We start from the raw sequence: 21109 nt of genomic DNA, 5'->3' as shown, positions 1-21109 counted from the left end.
GCTCGTTTCAGGTCTGAGGAGTGAGGACGATGGTCGCGAGCGGCGGCAGAGTCAGCGAGGCCGAAACCGGCTGACCGTGCCAGGCCTCGCCGCCCGCCTCCGCCGCACCGCCGTTGCCGGTTCCGGTGCCGCCGTATTCGGCGGCGTCGCTGTTGAACGCCTCGCGCCACACGCCGCCCGAGGGCAGGCCGACGCGGAAGTCGGAGCGCGGAACCGGGGCGAAATTGCAGATCACCGCGACCGGCGGCGCCCCGTCGTCGGACAGGCGCAGGAAGCTGAACACGTTGTTCTCGGCGTCCCCGCCATTGATCCAGCGGAACCCTTCGGGCGCGCAATCCAGACGGTGCAACGCCGGATGGTCGCGGTGGAGCGCGTTGAGATCGCGCACCAGCCGCTGCAGGCCGGCGTGCTTGGGATCCTCCAGCAGATGCCAGTCGAGCGACCGGTCATGCGACCATTCCCGCTCCTGCCCGAATTCGCAGCCCATGAAGAGCAGCTTCTTGCCCGGATGGGTCCACATCCACGCCAGATAGGCGCGCAGGTTGGCCATGCGCTGCCAGGCGTCGCCCGGCATCTTGCCCAGCAGGCTGCCCTTGCCGTGCACGACCTCGTCATGGCTGATCGGCAGCACGAAATTCTCGGTGTAGGCGTAGTGCAGGCCGAAGGTCATCTTGTCGTGGTGAAAGCGCCGGTTGATCGGATCTTCGGCCATGTAGGACAGGGTGTCGTGCATCCAGCCCATGTTCCACTTGAAGTCGAAGCCGAGCCCGCCTTCGCCGGTGGGACGGGACACGCCCGGGAAGGCCGTGGATTCCTCGGCGATGGTGTGCCCTTGGGTGCGCGCGCCGATCTGCGCGTTCACGTCGCGCAGGAAGTCGATGGCGTCGAGGTTCTCTCGCCCGCCATAACGGTTGGGGATCCACTCGCCGTCGTTGCGCGAATAGTCGAGATAGAGCATCGAGGCGACCGCATCGACGCGCAGCGCGTCGACATGCAGCTCGCTTGTCCAATAGAGCGCCGAGGCCCGCAGGAAGTTCGACACTTCCGAACGGCCGTAATTGTAGATCAGCGTGTTCCAGTCCTTGTGGAAGCCGAGGCGCGGGTCCTCATGCTCGTAAAGCGCGGTGCCGTCGAAGCGGGCGAGCCCGTGGGCATCCGACGGGAAGTGGGCGGGCACCCAGTCCATGATCACGCCGATGCCGCGCCCGTGCAGGTGATCGACCATCTCGGCGAAATCGTCCGGCCCCCCGAAGCGCGAGGTCGGCGCGAACAACCCGATGGGCTGGTAGCCCCAGGACGGCGTGTAGGGGTGTTCCGAAAGCGGCAGGAACTCCACATGGGTGAAGCCCATGTCGTGGACATAGTCGGCCAGCATCGGCCCGACCTCGGCATAGGACAGCACCCGGTCGCCGTCGCCCCGGCGCCAGGATCCCAGATGGACCTCGTAGATCGAGACCGGCTCGCCGCGCAGGTCGCGCCGGCCCTTCGTCATCCAGGCGTCGTCGCGCCAGGCGTGCCGCTGCTGCGTAACGATCGACGCGTCGCCGGGCGCCGCCTCCATGCGGCGGGCCAGCGGGTCGGCCTTGAGCGGCAGGACCTCTCCGTGCACGCCGACGATCTCGAACTTGTAGAGATCGCCCTCGGTCACCCCGGGGACGAAGATCTCCCACAGGCCGCCGCCCAGACGGCGGCGCATCGGGTGGCGGCGCCCGTCCCAGGCGTTGAAGTGGCCGACCACCGACACGCGCCGCGCGTTGGGCGCCCAGACGGCGAAGCCGACGCCCGAGATGCCCTCATGGGTCATCGGGCGCGCGCCGAGCCGGGTCCAGAGCTCCTCGTGCCGGCCCTCGGCGAGCAGATATTCGTCCATCTCGCCCAGGATCGGGGGCAGGCGGTAAGGGTCCTCCCGCTCCCATTCGTGGTCGCCCGCGCGGCAGCGCAGGCGGTAGGCGAAGGGTCCCTTGCGGCGCGGGAAGGCGGCATGGAACACTCCCTCCGCGTGGATGCGATCCATCGCGGCGAGGGTCTTGCCCTTCGCGTCGATCACCTCGACCTCGCCCGCGTCGGGGGCGAAGACCGTGATCGACGGCGGCGCGCCGTGCATGCCCAGCACGGAGAACGGGTCGGAAAGACGCCCGCGCACGATCATTTCCAGGGTGCGCTCGTCGTGGGGCTGGTCGGACTGGATCGGCATCAGGCTTCCCCCATGACCTGCAGCAGGCCTTTCAGCGGCACGCCGATCCAGGCGGGCCGGAAGGCGCGTTCGTATTCGATCTCGTAGGCGCATTTGCGGATCAGCCAGAGGTCCAGCAGCGCGGCTTCGAACCCGGCCTCTCCGCGCAGCTCGGCGCCGACGACGGCCCGCCATTCCGCCAGGAACGTCCCGGCGGTCGAGGCGCGCCATTCCTCGACCAGCGCCGCCGTTCGCGCAGGGTCGGCGCCGCCTTCCACGCGGCGCTCCAGCGCGGTCCGGAGCGCGTAGTCGAAGCTGCGGAGCATGCCCGCGACGTCGCGCAGCGGCGAGGATTTGGCCTGCCGCTCCGCCAGACCGCGCGACGGCTCCCCTTCGAAGTCGATGATGGCGAGATCATTGTGCGCCACCAGCACCTGACCGAGGTGATAGTCGCCATGCACGCGGGTCTCGGCCCCCGACGGCGCATGGCGACCCACCGCGTCGATGCGCGCGAGCACGGCGTCGCGCATGCCGAGGACCTGCGTCGCCGTTTCGGCCGCCTCGCCGGCAAGCTGCGCGGGGTCGAGCCGGTCGAGCGTGGCGGCGACCTCGGCCCGCGTTTCGGACACCAGCGCCGCGAGGCCCTCCGCCGTGATCGGCTCGGTCCCGAAGGCGCCGTCGCCGGTGGCGAGGGCGGCGTGCATCTCGCCCGTGCGCCGGCCGAGCAGCGTGCCGAGCTCGAGCGCGCCGATGGAGAGCGGCCGGTCGTCGCCCGCCCGACCCGCTTCGCGGGCCTCCATCTCGCGGTCCAGCCCCTCGGTGACGAAGGTCCAGGCGTCGCCCTGGTTCGGAACGAAGGCGCTGGCGGCGGCCAGCACCGTTTCGGTCCCGTCGTCGGCGACCCAGGTGATGGCGCCCAGCAGGCGCGGCGTGGCGTCGAAGCTGGTCTGTTCGGTCAGGAAGCGCGGCACCTCGATATCCGGCTGCACCCCCTCGCGGACGCGGCGATAGAGCTTGAGCACCAGCACGTCCGAGAAGGCGACCGAGGCGTTGGACTGCTCGGCGCCCATCAGGCGCGGATCGCCCGCTTCGTCTTCGGGGGGCAGATGCGCGCCCTCGAAGACCAGCCTGCCGCCGTCGCCCTTGATCTCGCGGCCCTCGCGCATCGCGTCCAGCAGGGCGCGCGCCATGTCCTCGTCCGAGGCGCCGTCGCGCAGGTCGCCGACCCTGTTGGCGCGACGCAGCTTGGCGAGCGTCGCGGGCGCCTTGGGCGACAGGCTGAGCGCCGCCTCGTCCCAGACGGCGGTGAGCGGCAGGAAGTAGGTCTGCATCTCGCCGTCGACCTCGACCTCCATCGTGGCCAGCAGGTGCCGACCCCCGCCCAGCTCTCCCAGCGGGCGCAGCGAGACCGAGCCCGCGCCGCCGCCCTTGCCCGCGAACCAGCGCTGCAGGGCGATGTATTGCGGCAAGGAGGTCTTCTCGAAATGCCGCGCCTCCCGCGACGCCAGCGCGGTCGAGAGCTTGCCGTCGCGGGTGGTCAGCGTCACGAAATCGGGCAGGACCGGCGGGATCGGCGTGTGCCAGTCGGGCGCGTCCGTTTCGGAGGCGAGCACGAACCAGAAGAAGCCGTAGGCCGGAAGCGTCAGCATGTAGGGCAGCTCGCCCACCGGCGGGAAGGGCGACTGGCCGACCAGCTCGACCGGCACCCGGCCCTTGTAGCGGCTCAGGTCGATTTCGACGGCCTGCGGCGCGCGGCTCAGGTTGGCCACGCACAGCACCGCGCCATCGCCCTCGGCCCCCGCCTCGACGGTCTTGTCGCGACGGATATAGGCGAGGATCTTGCGGTTGGCGGGATAGAGCAGGTCGATCTCGCCCCGCCCGAAGACGTCATGCCGCTTGCGGACCGCGACCATGCGCCGGATCCAGTTGAGATAGCTCGACGGGGAGGCGATCTGCGCCTCGACGTTCACCGCCTCGTAGCCGTGAACGGCGTCCTGGATCGTGGGCAGGTAAAGGCGCTGCGGATCGGCGCGGCTGAACCCGGCGTTGCGGTCGGCCGACCACTGCATCGGGGTGCGCACGCCGTCGCGGTCGCCGAGATAGATGTTGTCGCCCATCATGATCTCGTCGCCGTAATACATGATCGGCGTGCCGGGCATCGACAGAAGCATGGAGTTCAGCAGCTCGATCTTGCGGCGGTCGTTCTGCATCAGGGGCGCCAGACGACGCCGGATGCCCATGTTGATCCGCGCCCGCTTGTCGGCGGCGTAGGTCTCCCACAGGTAGTCGCGTTCCCGGTCGGTCACCATTTCCAGCGTCAGCTCGTCATGGTTGCGCAGGAAGATGCCCCATTGGCATTCCTCGGGGATCTCGGGCGTCTGGCGGATGATGTCGCTGATCGCGTGGCGATCTTCCTGGGCGACGGCCATGTACATCCGGGGCATCAGCGGGAAGTGGAAGCCCATGTGGCATTCGTCGCCGTCGCCGAAATAGGGGCGGGTGTCCTCGGGCCACTGGTTGGCCTCGGCCAACAGCATCCGTCCCTGATAATGCGCGTCCAGATCCCTGCGGATCGCCTTCAGCACGTCATGCGTCTCGGGCAGGTTCTCGTTGTTGGTGCCGTCGCGCTCGACCAGATAGGGGATCGCGTCGAGCCGCAGCCCGTCGACGCCCTTGTCGAGCCAGAAATGCATGACGCTCAGCACTTCCTCCAGGACGGCGGGATTGTCGAAGTTCAGGTCCGGCTGGTGATCGAAGAAGCGGTGCCAGTAGAACTGGCCGGCGATCGGGTCCCATGTCCAGTTGCTGTCATGGGTGTCGTTGAAGATCACCCGGGTCGTGTCCATCCATTTCGAGGGATCGTCCGACCAGACGTAGTAATCCCGCTCGGGCGAGTCCTTCGGCGCGCGGCGGGCGCGCTGGAACCATTCGTGCTGGTCCGAGGTGTGGTTGATGACCAGCTCGGTGATCACCTTCAGCCCGCGCCGATGCGCCTCGTCCACGAACGCCTGGAAGTCGTCCATGTCGCCGTATTGCGGGTTCACCGCCTTGAATTCCGCGATGTCGTAGCCGTCGTCGCGCAGCGGGCTCGGGTAGAAGGGCAGCAGCCACACGGCGGTCGCGCCCAGCGACTGGATGTGGTCCAGCCGCTGCATCAGCCCCTTGAAGTCGCCGATCCCATCGGCGTTCGAGTCCTGATAGGCCTTGACGTGGCATTGGTAGATCACCGCGTCCTTGAACCAGTCCTCGCGGTCGGCGTCGGCGAGGATCGTGGCGGCAGGGTCCTGGACAGTCATCGTGCGCCTCCCGGCGGGGTCAATTTCCAAATGGCGTAGGGGCGGTTTTCCGGGTCCAGCGACAGGCGGTGCTTCATGCCATGCCAGGTGAACGTGTTGCCGTTGATCAGGTCCTGCACTTCGACGGAGGCCTCCTCCGGCAGGCCGAATTCCCACAAGGGCACCTCGAATTCGAACTCGGCCCCGTGATGAGGGTCGAGCAGGACGTGGAACAGCACCGCATCGCCCGTGTCGGGGTCATGGCGCAGATAGGCCAGCACGCGGTCGTCGAAGGCGGGGATGAAACGCAGGTTCATCTGGTCGCGCAGGGCGGGCCGTTCGCGGCGCAGGCGGTTGATCAGGCGCACATCGTCCTTGATGTTGCCCGGCGCGTCCGGATCGCGATGGCGGAGCTGGTATTTCTCGGAGTCGAGATATTCCTCCTTGCCGGGCATCGGCGCGCCCTCGCAGAACTCGAACCCCGAATAGAGGCCCCAGTTCCCCGCGAGGCTGGCGGCCAGGATCGCGCGCGTCCGGAACCCGGGCCGCCCGGAGGTCTGCAGCGGGACCGGATTGATGTCGGGCGTGTTGACGAAGAAGTTCACCCGCATGTGGTCGCGGCAATCGGTCGTGGTCAGCTCGGTCAGGTACTCCGTCAGCTCCTGCTTGGTGTTGCGCCAGGTGAAGTAGCTGTAGCTCTGGTTGTAGCCCAGCTTGGCCAGCCGCTTCATCACCTTGGGCCGGGTGAAGGCCTCGGCCAGGAAGATCGCGCCGGGATGATCGGCGCGCAGGTCCGCGATCAGCCATTCCCAGAACGGGAAGGGCTTGGTGTGCGGATTGTCGACGCGGAAGATGGTGGCGCCGTGGGACGCCCAGAAGCGGAACATGTCGAGCACGGCCTGCCAGAACGGCCAGTTCGGCGCTCCGTCGTCGAGGTAGTATCGGAAGTTGACGATATCCTCGTATTTCTTGGGCGGGTTCTCGGCATATTTGATCGAGCCGTCGGGCCGCCACTCGAACCACTCGGGATGCGTCTTCATCCACGGGTGATCGGGCGAAGCGTTCAGCGCGATGTCGAGCGCGATGTCCAAGCCCTTGGCCCCGGCGGCGGCGACCAGATGGTCGAAATCCTCCAGCGTGCCGAGTTCGGGATGCGTCTCCATGTGCCCGCCCTGGGGCGAGCCGATGGCGTAGGGCGAGCCGATATCCTCGGGCCCGGCCTTCAGGCTGTTGTTGCGGCCCTTGCGATTGGTCGTGCCGATCGGGTGGATCGGCGGGAAGTAGAGCACGTCGAAGCCGAGATCCACGACGTAGTCGAGATGCGTCTCGACATCCGCGAATCCGCCATGCCGTTCCGGCCCGCCCATCGAGCGGGGGAAAAGCTCGTACCAGGCCGAGAAGGCCGCGCGCTCGCGGTCGATCCACATCGGCATGGCGGGCGTCTCGGTGACGTTGGCGCGGGGGCCGATGCGGGACATCAGTTCGGAGGCCTCGTCCGACAGCAGCGCCGCCTGCCCGTCGCGCGCCTTGGCGGCGGTGCGCAGCGCCTTGAGCAGATCGGCATCCGCGCCCTTGGCCCGCAGACCCTTGAGCAGGCCGCGCGCCTCGAGGATCTCGACCTCGACCGACTGGCCGGCGGCGACCTTCTTGGCGGTATCGCGCGACCACGTGCCCCAGACGTCCCGCCAGGCGCGGATCACGAAGGCGGCCGGGCCCGGCCCGTCGAAGGCCACCTGTCCCCGCCAGCGGTCGTTGACCACATAGGCGAGAGGTTCGGTCCGGAGCGGGCCTCCCGGCGTATGCGTCACGATTTCGGCGCCGAGCACCTCATGCCCGTCGCAGAAGATGTCGGCCTCGATTTCGACCGGCCATCCGGCCACCGCCTTGGCGGCGAACCGCCCCATGTCCACGCTGGGGGAGATCCGTTCGATCGCCAACCGCGCCATGGGCGTCTGGCCCGGCGCGTCAGCGGAGCGCGCGTGTCGCTGCGTCGCGTCGTTCATGGCGGATGTTCTCCCGTCGATGTTTGTTCTCTCGAATTCACTCACGGCCGAACCTTTTTCGTTTCTCTTGAAACCAAATGGATTTGTTCCGAAAGAATGCAAATAAGTGGGTCGATCGCGCTGGCCGGATCCCATGGGCCGCGTCCCGTCCGCCGACGTTCCGATAAGCCCGCGCCTCGCCCCTGATCCGCGGACAAACGTCGGCTCCGGGGCGTCGGGCGCGCGGCCGCCACGCGGGTGCGGCGTTGGCCGGGGTGAAATCACGCGCTACTTCAACTGAAGCCGAGGGCGGCATCGCCGTGGCGCCGCGCGATCATGGCCGACGGCCGGGCGCGACAGCCTGCGGACGTCGCAACCGGATCGGGCGTCATCCGCGGGCTAGCGGACGCGCCGCCATCGCAAGGAGAACGGCATCATGGCCAACGAACCCAAACCCGCCAAGGAAAAGCGTCCCGATCCGGGGTCTCGGCCCAATGCGCAGGGCGACCACGAGGGCTCGTCCCACCGCCCGGAGGAGTTCAAGCGGGGTCAGCCTGATCGCGAGGACGAAACGGACGGCGGTTCGAATACCCCTTCCGACCGCAAAACAGGGAAGTCCTGACGGCGCCCCCGCCGATCAGGACGTCCGGGCGTCATCGAGGCGATGGAAAGCGCCTGCGCCGGAGAGGCGATGACCTCGGACCGTTTCCAGTTGTTCGACCGCTGGTTCGCCGGGGACCGGATTGATCGCGCACATCCGCGGCCGGCGAAAAGACGCGCGGATCTTGTGCGGATCGCATGAGGCGCTTTTGCATCGTTTCTCCGCGAAGACCGCCGACCGCCGCCGCGAAAAGGCGCCATCTGTGGGGTGATTTTGTGGTTTCTCGCGCTTTCGTTGACTTTCCGACGCCGGGCTCGACGTCATTCAAGACATGAGTGCCCGGGCAACCATCGCAACAAGCGGAAACGCCCGGCACGTGCAGGAGACGCAGGAGACCGCGACATGACCCATCCCAAGCCTCCCTTCCCCCCCCAGAGCCAGGCCGTGCCCGGCGAGGTCGATGCGATGTCGCCTGCGCCCGATCATGGCGAACGTTCCTATCGCGGCTCGGGCCGGCTGACCGGCATGGCGGCGCTGATCACCGGCGCGGACAGCGGCATCGGTCGCGCCGTGGCGCTGGCCTTCGCGCGCGAAGGGGCGGATGTCGCGATCTCCTACCTCTCGGAAGACGCCGATGCCGAGCGCACCCGGAAGCTGGTGGAGGACGAGGGACGGCGGGCGCTGCTGCTGCGCGGCGACATCCAGTCCGCCGACCATTGCCGCGCCATCGTGAAAAGCGCCCACGACGCCTTCGGCCGGTTGGATCTGCTGGTCAACAATGCGGCGCACCAGATGCATTTCGATACGTTCGAAGACATTCCCGACGAGGAATGGGACCTCACCTTCCGCACCAACATTCACGCGATGTTCTATCTGTCTAAGGCCGCCGCGCCGCTGATGTCGGAAGGCTGCGCGATCATCAACACCGCGTCGGTGAATTCTGACATGCCCAACCCGGGTCTTCTCGCCTACGCCACGACCAAGGGGGCGATCCAGAACTTCACCGCGGGCCTGGCGCAGGCGCTCGCGCCCCGGGGCGTCCGGGTGAACTGCGTGGCGCCCGGCCCGGTCTGGACGCCTCTGATCCCCGCCACGCTTCCCGTGAAAAGCGTGGCCAACTTCGGCGCGAATTATCCCATGGGCAGGCCGGCGCAGCCCGCGGAGCTGGCCTCGGCCTACGTCATGCTGGCGGATCCTGCGTCGAGCTACACGTCAGGCGCCACCGTCGCGGTGACGGGCGGGAAGCCGTTCATCTGAGACCTCCCGGCCCCGGCGGGAGGACCCCGGCCGCGGCTCCGCCGCCCCCCTTGCGGCCCGCCTCGCTTCGAGAGCCCTGCGCGAGTCGCGGGCACGCTTGCGGGCCTCGCCGCATAGCCGGCGGGGCTCGCGTCCCGCGCGCCCGTCAGCGCGGCGCGGTCGGGCGCGAGGCGTGCCACAGGGCGACGGCGTCGATGTCGTGCGGGAAAAGGGCGTGCGCCGCAGCGTCCATGAGATGGGAGAACCGCCCGCCCCCCGCGGAGCGTCGGCCGCGAACAGCGTCGACTGCGCCTCCGGACAGGCGGCGTGCTGGCCCGGGATCCGCGGAAATTCCTCGCGCCAAGGATGCGGACCGGACCCGTCCGATGCTCTCGCATCGGGACCGGGCCCCCGGGGGCCGAGGCGGCTGACCCAGGCGGCCACGTCCTCAACCGGCAGGAAGCGGCGCGCGATGCGTTCGCCGCGCGCGCGACGCTCGGGCGCCCCGTTGCGCATGAAAGGCCATGGCCGGGTCGGGACGCGGGCGACAGGGTCGGCGAGACTGGCCCCGAGACTGGCCCGAACCTCGGGCGAAAGCCTCTCCTCCGCGGCCGCTTGCATCACGCCGCCGCGTCGCTGGCCGGAGGCGCAGGCCTCCAGCGCCGCCTGAAGCACCGGACGAGGCTGAAGGTCGAGCCGCGGGATCGGGCCTTCGCCGTGGCCCAAACCGTCGTCACGGTGGCGGCGCTCGCAGTCGGCCACAGGGGGGGCGAGGACGGCGAGCTGAGCGACCGGGCCGGGGGCGGCTCCGCCTGCGGCCTCCCGTCCCGGGCCGTTCCGCCCGTCGGGTCGCCCGCCTGCGCCTCGCCGAAGGTCAGGGCGCGGCAAGGGGCGGGCGACATGCCGGACATGTCGTGCAGGAAGGCGACCGTCGCCCGGACCTCTTCCTCGCGATCCTTCCCGGACCAGGCGGGCCCCCGGTCATCATCACGCCGTGGCGCGCAATGCGAGCCAGCTCCCGGTTCCGCCATCCCACCAGCCCTGCCTTCAGCGCGGGGGGGCGGGGGGCATGACGCCCGCGGTCGCGCCGGGCGGGCTGAGCGGATCGGCATGGCACGGCGCGCAACCGGACGCGCAGCGCCCCGCGTCCGGCCGCAAGAAGCCGGGCCGGTCGAGCGGCGGGGCCTCGCGCGGCGCTTCGGCGAGGCCGCCTGAGGCCTCCAGCGACGTGTTCCATACGAGAAAGGCAGCGATCAGCGGCGTGCCCTGTTCGGCAGCCAACCCCAGGTCGATGACGCGCGGCAAGGTATGGGGGCGCGGCGGGGGCGCCGGCCCCCTATCGGCGCGAGCTCCAGCAGGCTGGCCGGGAGCTGGAGACAAAGCGCAGCGCCGACCCGTCGTTCGAGCTGGTCCACAAGCCGGCCGAGCCTTTCGGGAGCGTGGTCGAGGTTCTGACCGGCGAGGCGGCGGAGCCGACGGCCGACGACGTCGAACTCCACCGCATGCGCCGGGAGCTTAAGGATCTGTCCGAACGCGACCGCCGGGCGGTGGCGACCATGATCGAGGCGCTGTAGCGGACCTCCGGAGGCGGGGAGCTGGGGCGCTGACCCTCGACTGCGTCAGCTCTCCGACATTCGCCAGGAACCGGACCTGTTGGCGGCGACCGTGCATCGGCTCGCCAGCATGACCCAAGCCGCGGTTCCGGCGGCGGCCTTCGCCCACGCGCTCGACATCGTGCCGGCGGATCCGACGGAGATCGACGGCTTCGAGGGCATGCTAATGACCGACGCAGTGCGCAGTGCCGCGACCGTGACCCGAGCCGTTCCTTCACCTTGATGGGATCATTGCGCAGGGCGCCGATGTAGACGGTCGAAAGGCCGAGGGATTCGGCGGCCACCACCGCATTCTGGGCCGCCAAGGCCGCATCGATCGCGGCGACCAGGAACGTCTCGAGGCAAGCCGTGACGGGCAGATCGGCCTTTTCCTCGGCGCCAAGCCTCTGGTTGTGGGAGAGGTCGGCGAGCCAGACCAGAAAAAGCGGGCACTGCCCGATATGCTTCTGATTGCCCGCAACCTCCGCCAGCGCCGCCTTGGCCGCAGGGTCGGTCACCGCCACCACGGACCAGGTCTGGAGATTGGAACTCGTCGCCGCCGACTGCGCCGCGGCGATCATCGTCTCGAGCCTTCCATCCGGCAGCGGATCCGGCCGGTAGCCGCGGATCGAACGGTGCGAAAGAAGCAGATCGATATGGGCGTTCCACGGACCGGCGGACGGAACCGCATCCGGACCGTAGCGAAGGCCCAGAGCCTCGGACTTCGATCAGTCGGTTTGGTTTGACATGTTCATCGACGCGCTCCGCCTGGCGCAGCCTGGAGACCTGCGTCTCCGGCTCGGATCAGGACCGCTTGGAGGGATGGGCCGCTCGACGCGAGGCAATCCGTTCGCGGAAATGCTGGCCTGCTCGAAGAGTGCGATGTCGGGATCCGGCAGCCAGGCGGCCGGCGTCGCCTCGCGCATCATGGTGCGGCCGGTTCGACCGCTGGCGAAGATGCGGCCCGCCGTGGTCAGCCCGCCGAGCGGGTCGCCAGGGTTCAGCCTGATCCACGGGCGACGCCGGCCGCGGGAGATGCCGGTCACGTGGCCGTTCCGGGAGAAGATCGCCGCAAGAGGCTCGTCGTGAAATTCGACGCAGCGGATCAGCGCCGCCTGGCGGCTGATCTCCCGCGCGTCGGACATCAGGTCGGGGTCGGCCTCGATCCAGGGCCGGGTCAGCCGCGGCGGGGCCGGCCGCGAGATCGAGAAGCGGTTGGCTTCGGTCTCCTGCCGCTGATGGGGGTCTTGAAGCCGCCTTCGCGCAGGTCGGACGGACGGCAGTCGAACCCGCCGGGCGAGGTCGGGGCGTGGCGCTCCAGCCGGAAATGGCCGAGCGCCTGGGCGATGGTGAGCCGGGCCCGGCGCGGCCCGCGCGAGGTGTCGGCGACGATGCCGACCGGCTGGCGACCCTCGCCAGACGCCGGTGAAACGACGCTTCAGGCGCATGATGGTGTGCGGCTGCAACTTTTCGCACGCCGCCCGGACCGGTTCGCAGCATCGGGCAGGACGGGGCGAAGGGGCGACGATTTCAACGCGGGCGGGCTGTCTTCCGCCTTGTGCGCAAGCGCCCTGAACGAGGCCGGCGGTTCCGCTACGAGGCGGCGTGCCGCGAGCATCGACCCATGCTTGGCTAAGCGGTTCAAACGTCCATAAAAAAACGCCTTGCCGTGCGGACCCTGTCTCGGAAAACTGACGCCCTATCCTCCAAGATTCAACTTGATGCCGTCACTGAGAGTGGCGTAGCATCTTGAGATACGGACATTATTCAGGGTGCTTTAATAACGTTGGTTAAATAAAGTCGGGAAATTAACTAGCTTGGTCGAATTTATTCGCATAATGTTGTTTGGCGCGACCGGACGTCGGGGCGCAGTATTCAATGTCGTGTTCATCATGTCGACCTTGGTTCATCCCGCGATATCCGCCGCTTCCGAGCGCCTCGATTGCGCCGCGACCCGCATGCCCGTCGCGGCATCGGCGCTGGCCGTGGTGGGCGGGCGGCTTGCCGCAGGCTTTCCGGGCGCCGGTCACGTGGCGATCCTGCGTGAGGACCGCGATGGCTGGGCCGTCGAGGAGATCGTCGCCCCGGATGTGCTCGAGCCGGGATTCGGCGCGGCCCTCGCGGCGGATGGCGATCGGCTGATCGTCGCGGCCTCGCCCCAGGCGGGCGGCGGCGGAGCGGTGTTCGTGCGCGAAGCGGACGGCATGTTGCGCCGGCTGGCGACCTCCGGGGCGGAGGGGCGCGTCGGCCATGCGGTCGCCGCCGGCGACGGCGTGCTCGCCTGGTCGCGTCTCGCGCCGGGCGACCTCGATCCGGCGGGCGAGGTGGTGATCGCGGCGGGTGGGACAACCCGCATGCTGGCCGCCCCCGACCCGACCCGCGCCGCGTGGTTCGGCGGGTCCCTCGCCATCGCCAAGGGGGGCCTCATCGTGGGCGCGCCTGCGGAGAGCGGCGCCTGGATCCACGATCTCGCGGGCCGCGACGCGCCGCGTTTTCTCGCCGGAGCCTATGGCGCGATCGCTCCGTCCGGTCGGGCGGTCGCGCTCGGCGACTTCCTCGCCGCAACCTCCTCCGCCGATATGTTCGGCGAGGCCCGAACCGCCGTGGAAATCGCGGGGGCGCCTGCCGACGTCCTCGACGCCGGCGGCGCGCTGGCCGTGGACGGCCGCTTTCTCGCGATCACCCAAACCGCGTCTCCCGACGGCGAGCGCGGGGCCGCGGTGCTTCTCTACCGCTTCCGACCAAATGATCCGCCCGAGCTTCTGCGCCGTTTCGACGGCGCGGGCCCGGCGGTGTTCCTAGATCATCGCCTCCTGTTCGAAACCCATGGGGATGGGGAACGGAGGTTTTGCAGCCTGGCGCTTCCGGACTGAACGGAGCGCCCGACATTTGAAGCAGGGTGGACGACATGTCGGTTGTGGGTGGAAGCGACGAACGGACTCTGGTGCCCGCGGCAAGCGTCAACGACGCGATGGTCGCCATCGACACGGTGGCGGCGGGCGGCGGGTTCATCCCGGGCTCGGGCTACATGATCGGCGCGAATTTCGCGCTGACCGCCAATCACGTGATGGGCGGCAACGCCGCCGGCCGGATCACGCTCGGCTCAGCGGTCAACGCGCTGCCGAGCCGGGCCAATCCGCCCACCGCGATCGCCGCGGCCGATCTGAACATCGCCGGGGTGACCATTATCACCGGATCGGACATGGCTCTGGTCAAGACCAATGCCGGGCTGATCGGCGCCGGCGGCGTGCTGGGTCTTCTGCTCGCCTACGATCCGCAGGACCTCAAGACCCTGCCGGTCTCGGTCACCGGATTCCCCTGGATCGTCACCGATCCGGTCCTTTCGGTCAACGTCGACAATTCCGGGCGCACCGCTTACACGGCCTCGGGCACGATCAACGCCGCGACCGCCACCGACGTCACCTACACCCAGACCCTCGACACCGAAGGCGGGCAGAGCGGGTCCGGCCTGATCCTCGACAAGTCGGGGTTGCCGGCAGCGTCGGTGCTCGCGTCCATCGACGCGGACCTCGTGCTCGGCGCGCACACCAACGGCGCCGGCGGCGATCCGGCGACGGGTTTCAATCTCGCCCAAACCCTCACCGAAATCGCCTACTGGCAGATCGGCGAAGCGATGAAGGGCGACGGCGACGCCGACGCGCTGCCCCGCAACGTCCTGCTCGGCTTGGGCATCTCGGATGTCGGACCGCCGCCGCCGGGCGGCGACGACTACATCATGGGCAGCTTCCGCCGCGAGCTGATCATCGGACAGAGCGGCGATGACCGCATAGTGGGCGGCGGGGGCGACGACGAGATCATCGGCGGCTTCGGCGTCGATCAGGCGCTGTTCTCGGGCCTGTTCAGCGACTACGATTTCTTCATCGACAATCCGGCGCCGGGCGCGTTCGGCATCACCTTCAGCCATTCGAACGGGGGCGCCAACGGCGTCGACATGCTGGTGGGGGTGGAGTTCGCCGTCTTCGAATACGAAGACCTACAGGCCCCCAATCAGGCGGGCTTCGGCGTCGACGACGACGGAGACGTGTTCTTCGTGCCGCTGGCCGCGGACCCCGACGACCCGACCAAGCTGAAGGACGGGCCGGACATCGACGTCTCCGAGCAGATCCTGGACGCGGACGGGGACACGATCGGGTCGCTGACCGCCGAGCTTCCGGCGTTCATGTTCGACGGCGATCTCGACTTCAAGCTGAGCATCGGCGCCGAGGAGAACGTCCTCTACAACTTCATCTACATCGTGGATTCCTCCGGCTCGATGTCGGGCGACAACATCGTCCAGACCAAGAGCGCTTACGCCGCCCTCACCCGATCGCTGATTGACCAGGGTGTGGCGGACCGGGCGAATTTCGCGGTGGTGGACTTCGATTCCAGCGCGACCCTCATCGCCGGACTCGACGCGCAGGCCGCCATCGACGTGGTCAACGCCCTGGAGGCCGGCGGCGGCACCGATTTCGGTCCAGCGCTGGACAGGGCCGAGGCGTGGTTCGAAAGCCTCGCCAATGTCGATGCGGCCACCAACATCGCCTTCTTCCTGTCCGACGGCTTCGGCAGCGGGGCCAGTTCCGCGCTGCAGATCGTCAATGACGGGCAGCCGGACCAGGCCGTGGTGGATGTGCGCGCCTTCGGCATCGGCTCGGGGGCCGATCTCAGCAGCCTCGACCTGATCGACTCCAACAGCGCCGTCGCACTGGTCAATCCCGCCGATCTGGTGGATGCCTTCGCCGTCTCGGGAATCGACCGGGACTCCATCGACCACATCGACGTGTCGCTCAACGGGACGGTGGTGCAGCAGATCGCGCCGGCATCGCTGGTGGACGGGCCGCTGGGCCTGACGTTCGAGGGCTCGCTCGAAGGGCTGGAGGTGTCCCGCACCGCCGAGAACCTCGTGGAGTTCGAGATCATCTTCAACAACGGCACGCCCTCGGCCGTGGTCAGCAGCAAGGTCACCACCGGCCAGACGGAGATCCGCGCCCAGACCTCCGACGGAACGCAGGAAGTGGTCACGTTTTCGGTGATCGAGGCGGACTACATCGTCAATGGCGAAAGCGAGATCGTGCACGCCAACGACTTCGACAATGAGATCACCGTCAACGACGGCGCGCACGAGATCAACGGCAACGGCGGCGACGACCGCTTCATCCTGCTCGGCGGCACGACGATCATCGACGGCGGCGACGGCATCGACTCCGCGGTCTTCGCTGAAACCCAGGCGGCGGCAGGGGGCGTGACCCGCTCGGGCGACCTGGTGCGGGTCGGCTCCGCGCATACCCTGCTCGATGTCGAATACATCGAGTTCGCCGACGGCCGCATCGAGACGGCGACCCTGACGCGCGCCCCGCTGGCCAGCATCGCGGCCCGCACGCTCAGCGTATCGGAAGCCGACGCCGGCGTGAGGCAGGCGATCTTCGAGATCACCCTGGACGGCCCCGCCACCGCGGCCACGACGCTGAGCTTCGCCACCCGCGACGGCTCGGCGACGGCCGGGGCGGACTACGCCGCCGTCTCGGGCGCCGTGGTGTTCGCCATCGGCGAGACCGTGAAACAGGTCGCCATAGACATATTGCAGGACACGCTTTCCGAGGGGATGGAGCGGCTCTTCGTCGACTTCGAGCTTCAGGGGGGCGCGACCTTCGCCGGGGACGCGACCACGGCGGTCGGCATGGTGGAGATCGAGGACGACGAGGCGGTGATCTCGGCCTCCATCGCCGGCGAGAACGCGGAGATCGAGGAGCGCACCGGCGACACGCCGTCCGTGGTCTCGATCACCGTGTCGCGCACCGGCGACCTGGCGGGCGGCGACGTGGTCGGCTGGGCGATCGCGGGAATCGGGGACGCCCCGGCGACCGCCGGGGATTTCGTCGGCGGCGTGGTGGCGAGGTCGGTCAGCTTCGCGGCCGGCGAGACGTCCAAGATCATCGAGATCGCCGTGGTCGGCGACGATGTCGTCGAGGGCGACGAGCGGTTCGAGGTGGCGTTCACGCAGACCGCCGGAACCTCCACGCTCATCGCGCCGACAGCCGTTTTCACCATACTTGACGACGACATCGAACCGATGCCCGAACCCGAGCCCGAACCCGAACCGGAGCCGACTTCCCTTTTCAACCGGCTGATCGGCTCGTCCGCCGATGAACGGCTGATCGGCGGCGCTGGTCGCGACCTGATCCGGGGCAAGGACGGCGCCGATCTGCTGCGCGGTTTCCTCGGAAACGACCGCCTGCATGGCGGCGCCAACGACGACCTGATCGCCGGCAACGGCGGACGCGACGAGCTGCGCGGCGCGCGGGGCGACGACCGGATGCAGGGGGGGCGCGGCGCCGACCTGCTGATCGGCGGCCACGGCGTCGACGTGCTGCGCGGCGGCGGCGGCGATGACGAGTTCCGCATCTTCGCCCACCACCGGGGCTTCGACCGCCTGCGGGACTTCGCGCCCGGCGAGGACATCGTGGTGCTGGCCGGCTACGAGCCCGGCCTCGGCGTCGACGATCTCCGCTTCGAGCGTGGAGAATTTCGGACCCGCGTCTTCCTTGAAGATGACCTGCTGGCGGTGATCGACGTCAACCCCGAGGCCACGCTCACGCGGGACAGCTTCGAATTCATCTGACCCCCGCCGGAAAATCGGACGCCCGGCCCCGGCGGGGCGTCCGATCCAGCGACCCCGCGAGGGCGTGCGGTTCCGCGCCATCGCGCAAGCGCCGCACGCTCGCGTTCGGCCGGGAGCGTTGTCCGGGCGAACTGAACCGCGTCGGGCGTGGATCCGCTCCGAACCATGACACCATCCAGCTGTAACTCAAGGACCCCATCCAGCTGTAACTCAAGTTTCTGAAAAATAACCATTATTCCCGGAACTGGCGGGATCCTGAAAAGCTCGATCGGGAACCCCGAGAATTTGCGTGTGAATTCCCTGTTCGTGGCTCGGAGCAGGGCTCGCAAACCCCAGCCCCCTCCACCACGCGCTTTGCCCGTTCAAGTCAGTCGCCAAGCCTTGATGTTCAAGGAAAAGGCAGGCCGTTGCCATCGACTGGACCGTCCCCGGAAAGTCTGACGACGTCTGGTGAAATCCAGCGATATCCGGCTCCGGCCTGACAAGAACCTGATGAATTCGGGCGGCTCTGGCGCGTCAGGGCGGCGGCTTTCCCTTGAGGCATTGGCGCGATGGGTGTTGGGGCGACGGAATCATCGAGGGATCGAGCGACCGAACGGCTCCGGGAGGCGCTTGGGACCAGCATGCGCGGCGCGCTTCGCGAAGCCAGTCAGGAGGCGCTCACGGTCGCTAAGGGCCGCAGGGCATCGAGGGTCTCGGAGATGGAATATCGCCAGCGGGCGGCCGGCAAGGACCTCGTCGATCCGGATCGCCCCGGCCTCATAATGCGGCATGGCAAGCGCTCCGGGAGGGTGTGGCGCGTCCGGACGGAGCATCCGGAGACGGGCAAGCAGACGCTGGTGACGCTCGGCCGATAGCCCGAGCTTTCCGTGGCCGATGTCCGCGGCCTTCGGGCTGACCTCTGCGCGATCCGCGCCGAGGGACGGATGCCATCCGCGCCAGGAGATGGATCGCAGCGGTCCGCCGGCGTGACCGTGCGGGCGCTCGTCGAACGCTGCATCGGCGCGTGGGCCAGAAAGGCGAAGCTATCCTGGGGGGAGGATGCGCGCCTTCCGGACCGGATATCGTGGTACCTTTCGGGGGGCGCGATATCGGCGAACTCGATCGCAACATCATTTCAGGGTATCCCTCCGGTGAGGATCGCGGCTATGCAGCCTTGACGATCTGAGGCTCGGCGACCCAGTTCCACGGGAGGAGCTCGCTGAGGCGGTGCATCGGGGTGCTGGCGATGCGGGCGATGACGTCGGCGAGCCAGGCCTGCGGATCGAGGCCATTCAGCTTCGCGGTGACGATCAGGGTGTACATGAAGGCGGCGCGCTCGCCGCCCCGCGCGGAGCCGGCGAAGAGCCACGCCTTGCGGCCGAGGGCGACGCCGCGGAGCGAACGTTCCGCCGCGTTGTTCGTGAGGCAGATCCTGCCGTCTTCGAGGAACCCGGCGAAGCCGTCCCAGCGGGTCAGCATGTAGTCCATGGCCTTGGCGACCGGCGCATGGCGCGAGAGGCGGGCGCGCTCGGCGGTCATCCAGGTCCGGAGATCGTCGACCAGCGGCCTGATCTTGTCCTGACGCGCGGCGAGGCGCTCGTCGGCGGTCAGGCCGTTGATGGCGCGCTCGGCGTCGAAGACGGCGTCGATGCGCTTCACGGCCTCCAGCGCCAGCGGCGAGATCGGCGCGGCCTTGTCCCCGCGGCGCGCGTTGGCGGCGATGTCGGCCAGCTCGAACAGCTTGCGCCGCGCGTGCGCCCAGCACAGCGCCTCCGTCACGGCTTTCGGCGAGCGGTCGACGGCGTAGAGGGCGTTGAAGCCGGCGTAGGCGTCGGCCTGAAGCACGCCGTTCCAGCCGTCAAGATGGGCGCGTGGATGCTCGCCCTTCCGATCTGTCGAGAAGCGGAAGAGAGCGGCAGGCGGAGCCGGCCCGCCGAAGGGTCGATCATCGCGCACATAGGTCCACAGCCGCGCCGTCTTCGTCTTCCCCTTCGCGAGCAACGGCACGGGGGTGTCGTCGCCGTGAAGCCGTCCGGCCGCCATGACATGCGCCTCGATCAGCGCATGCAGCGGCGCCAGGGCGGCGGCGAGGGCGCCGACCTGGTCGGCCAGCGTCGAGAGGCTGAGCTCGACGCCTTCCTTCGCGGGCGTAGCGGTCGGCCTGACGGTTCAGCGGCTGATGCAGTCCGAACTTCTCGAACACGATCATGGCCAGCAAGCTCGGGCCGGCCCAACCGCGCGGCGTGGCGTGGAACGGCGCGGGGGCCTGGGAGATCCGCTCGCAGTCGCGGCAGGTGAACTTCTCCCGCACGGTCTGGATCACCTTCCACTGGCGCGGGACGACCTCCAGCGTCTCCGTGACGTCCTCGCCCATCTTCACCAGTCGCGCCGAGCCGCAGGCGGAGCAGGCGCAGGGCGCGGGCAGGACGACGGGCTTGCGCGGCAGGTGCTCGGGGAAGGGCTTGCGCGCCGGCTTGCGCCGCTCGAAGGCGGCGACCTCGGTCTTCGCCTTCGCCGCCGCCGCTTCGGCAAGCGCCTCGTCCTCGGACGCCGCCGCCTCCAGCTCCTCCAGCTGCAACTCGAGCTGGTCGAGCAGCCGCTCCTTGCGCTCGGAGCGATGGCCGTGGACCGCGCGGCGCAGCTTCTCGATCTCCAGCCGCAGATGGGCGATCAGCGCCTCGCTGCCGGACAGCACCGCCTTCGCATGGGCGGCCTCGGCGGCGATGGCGTCGGCTCGCGCCTCGGAGGCGGCGAGCGCGGCGCGCAGGGCTGCGATCTCGGTTGCGGCGTCGACCATGCGCCGAGTCTACCGGCCCCCGCCGGCGTCGTGGAGCGCAATCGCCATCGACGGCCGCCCCTGAGTCAGCCTGCCGCAGCCGGCCTCCATGTGTGGCGCGGGTTGCGCCAGTCGATGCCGTCGAGAAGGTAGCTCAACTGCGCCGCCGACACCGACACCGCGCCGTCGGCTGGCGTGGGCCGGATGGTGAGGCGGAATAGCGGACCTTCCAGTGGAAGGGCCGCCCGCCGAACGCCCCTCTCCAGCCGCTTGGCGTAGAGCGACATGCCGACGCCATCGTGCCAGAGGACATCAGACAGGCAGTCCCGCCGAGCAATCGGCTCAGCTCGGCCTCGAACCGGGCATGCAGCGCACCGCTGTTGGTCAGACGCGCACTGCTGAACACCGGGTCAAGCAGCCGCAGGAAATCCTCCGGCCGGGGCATCAGCGGCTGACCAAAGACCAGCGGACTGCGGCGGCCAGAGCGATCCACAGTAGTCTCGGCATGAACCATCCTCCCGTTCCCCCCACCATCAGCACGGAACTTGAGTTGTGTCAGCCGGGATCAAACGGCCGCGACCAGCCAGTTCAGTCGGATGAACATCGGGCCCAAGCCGATATCGAACGGCTGGGGCGCACCGTCGGCGTCGGTGGTCGTCCCGGTTCTTGCAGCCGCCCGGATCAACGCCGAAGAATTGACCATTCTTGAAATGGGCCAGGATCGCCAGGCCGTGGCCTCATCGTCGGCAGGGTCCTGATCCCCGCCCCCCGGAACAGGCTGTAAAAGCCGGATTTCATCGGCTCGCCCCATCGTCGGGATGCCGGGACATTGGCGGTAGTCCCAGGTATTCAGTCCGATCGACCCAAAAAACT

General features: G+C 68.7%; 12 protein-coding genes and 2 pseudogenes. 6 read left to right on the top strand and 8 right to left on the bottom strand.

The features are described 5' to 3' along the window. Positions 1-7: 7 nt before the first annotated feature. From glgB to ACTB72_RS09190, 3 genes are read right to left on the bottom strand one after another with little or no spacing between them, the layout of a single operon-like run. Positions 8-2194: a 1,4-alpha-glucan branching protein GlgB gene (gene glgB, locus ACTB72_RS09200; RefSeq protein ID WP_463036689.1), complete on the bottom strand. Its 2187-nt coding sequence runs from the start codon at positions 2192-2194 to the stop codon at positions 8-10. Then, positions 2194-5469: a maltose alpha-D-glucosyltransferase gene (gene treS, locus ACTB72_RS09195; protein WP_463036688.1), complete on the bottom strand. Its 3276-nt coding sequence runs from the start codon at positions 5467-5469 to the stop codon at positions 2194-2196. The genes glgB and treS overlap by 1 nt, the downstream gene beginning before the upstream one ends. Continuing rightward, positions 5466-7451, bottom strand: a complete 1986-nt coding sequence (locus tag ACTB72_RS09190) for a maltotransferase domain-containing protein (RefSeq protein ID WP_463036687.1) — start codon at positions 7449-7451, stop codon at positions 5466-5468. Before ACTB72_RS09190 ends, treS begins: the two co-directional genes overlap by 4 nt. 415 nt (positions 7452-7866) lie before the next feature. Between ACTB72_RS09190 and ACTB72_RS09185 the strand changes: the two genes are divergently transcribed. From ACTB72_RS09185 to ACTB72_RS09170, 4 genes are all read left to right on the top strand, one after another. Further along, on the top strand, positions 7867-8052 hold the full coding sequence (locus ACTB72_RS09185) for a hypothetical protein (RefSeq protein ID WP_463036686.1): 186 nt from the start codon (positions 7867-7869) through the stop codon (positions 8050-8052). Positions 8053-8433: 381 nt separating this feature from the next. Further along, the gene (locus ACTB72_RS09180; RefSeq protein ID WP_463036685.1) at positions 8434-9288 is read left to right on the top strand and encodes an SDR family oxidoreductase; all 855 of its coding nucleotides are present in this window, start codon (positions 8434-8436) and stop codon (positions 9286-9288) included. Positions 9289-10706: 1418 nt separating this feature from the next. Beyond that, positions 10707-10841, top strand: a complete 135-nt coding sequence (locus ACTB72_RS09175; protein ID WP_463036696.1) for a hypothetical protein — start codon at positions 10707-10709, stop codon at positions 10839-10841. 79 nt (positions 10842-10920) lie between these two features. Further along, a complete protein-coding gene (locus ACTB72_RS09170) occupies positions 10921-11103 on the top strand; it encodes a hypothetical protein (protein WP_463036695.1) in 183 nt (60 codons plus the stop codon). Between the two features lie 37 nt (positions 11104-11140). Here the strand turns inward: ACTB72_RS09170 and ACTB72_RS09165 are convergent. Then, positions 11141-11440, bottom strand: a pseudogene (locus tag ACTB72_RS09165) (nitroreductase family protein); the annotation flags it as partial. Between the two features lie 147 nt (positions 11441-11587). Next, a complete protein-coding gene (locus ACTB72_RS09160; protein ID WP_463036684.1) occupies positions 11588-12004 on the bottom strand; it encodes a hypothetical protein in 417 nt (138 codons plus the stop codon). A gap of 813 nt (positions 12005-12817) precedes the next feature. Here ACTB72_RS09160 and ACTB72_RS09155 point away from each other — a divergent pair. Both ACTB72_RS09155 and ACTB72_RS09150 read left to right on the top strand, forming a co-directional pair. Then, positions 12818-13732, top strand: a complete 915-nt coding sequence (locus ACTB72_RS09155) for a hypothetical protein (protein ID WP_463036683.1) — start codon at positions 12818-12820, stop codon at positions 13730-13732. A gap of 71 nt (positions 13733-13803) precedes the next feature. After that, positions 13804-17478 carry a Calx-beta domain-containing protein gene (locus tag ACTB72_RS09150; protein WP_463036682.1) on the top strand — a complete coding sequence of 1225 codons (3675 nt, stop codon included), beginning with the start codon at positions 13804-13806 and terminating at the stop codon, positions 17476-17478. A 1146-nt stretch (positions 17479-18624) separates the two neighbouring features. On the opposite strand, the pseudogene tnpC reads toward ACTB72_RS09150, so the two are convergent. The 3 genes and pseudogenes from tnpC to ACTB72_RS09135 all read right to left on the bottom strand — a co-directional run. Continuing rightward, a pseudogene (gene tnpC / locus ACTB72_RS09145) lies at positions 18625-20257 on the bottom strand (IS66 family transposase). Between the two features lie 65 nt (positions 20258-20322). Beyond that, the gene (gene tnpB, locus ACTB72_RS09140) at positions 20323-20556 is read right to left on the bottom strand and encodes an IS66 family insertion sequence element accessory protein TnpB (protein WP_463036694.1); all 234 of its coding nucleotides are present in this window, start codon (positions 20554-20556) and stop codon (positions 20323-20325) included. A 245-nt stretch (positions 20557-20801) separates the two neighbouring features. After that, positions 20802-21109, bottom strand: a 308-nt coding sequence (locus ACTB72_RS09135) for a hypothetical protein (RefSeq protein ID WP_463036681.1), incomplete at its 5' end; no start/stop codon positions are given.

The organism is Albimonas sp., assembly GCF_055129145.1.
This window is presented reverse-complemented; position numbering and strand designations above follow the sequence as displayed.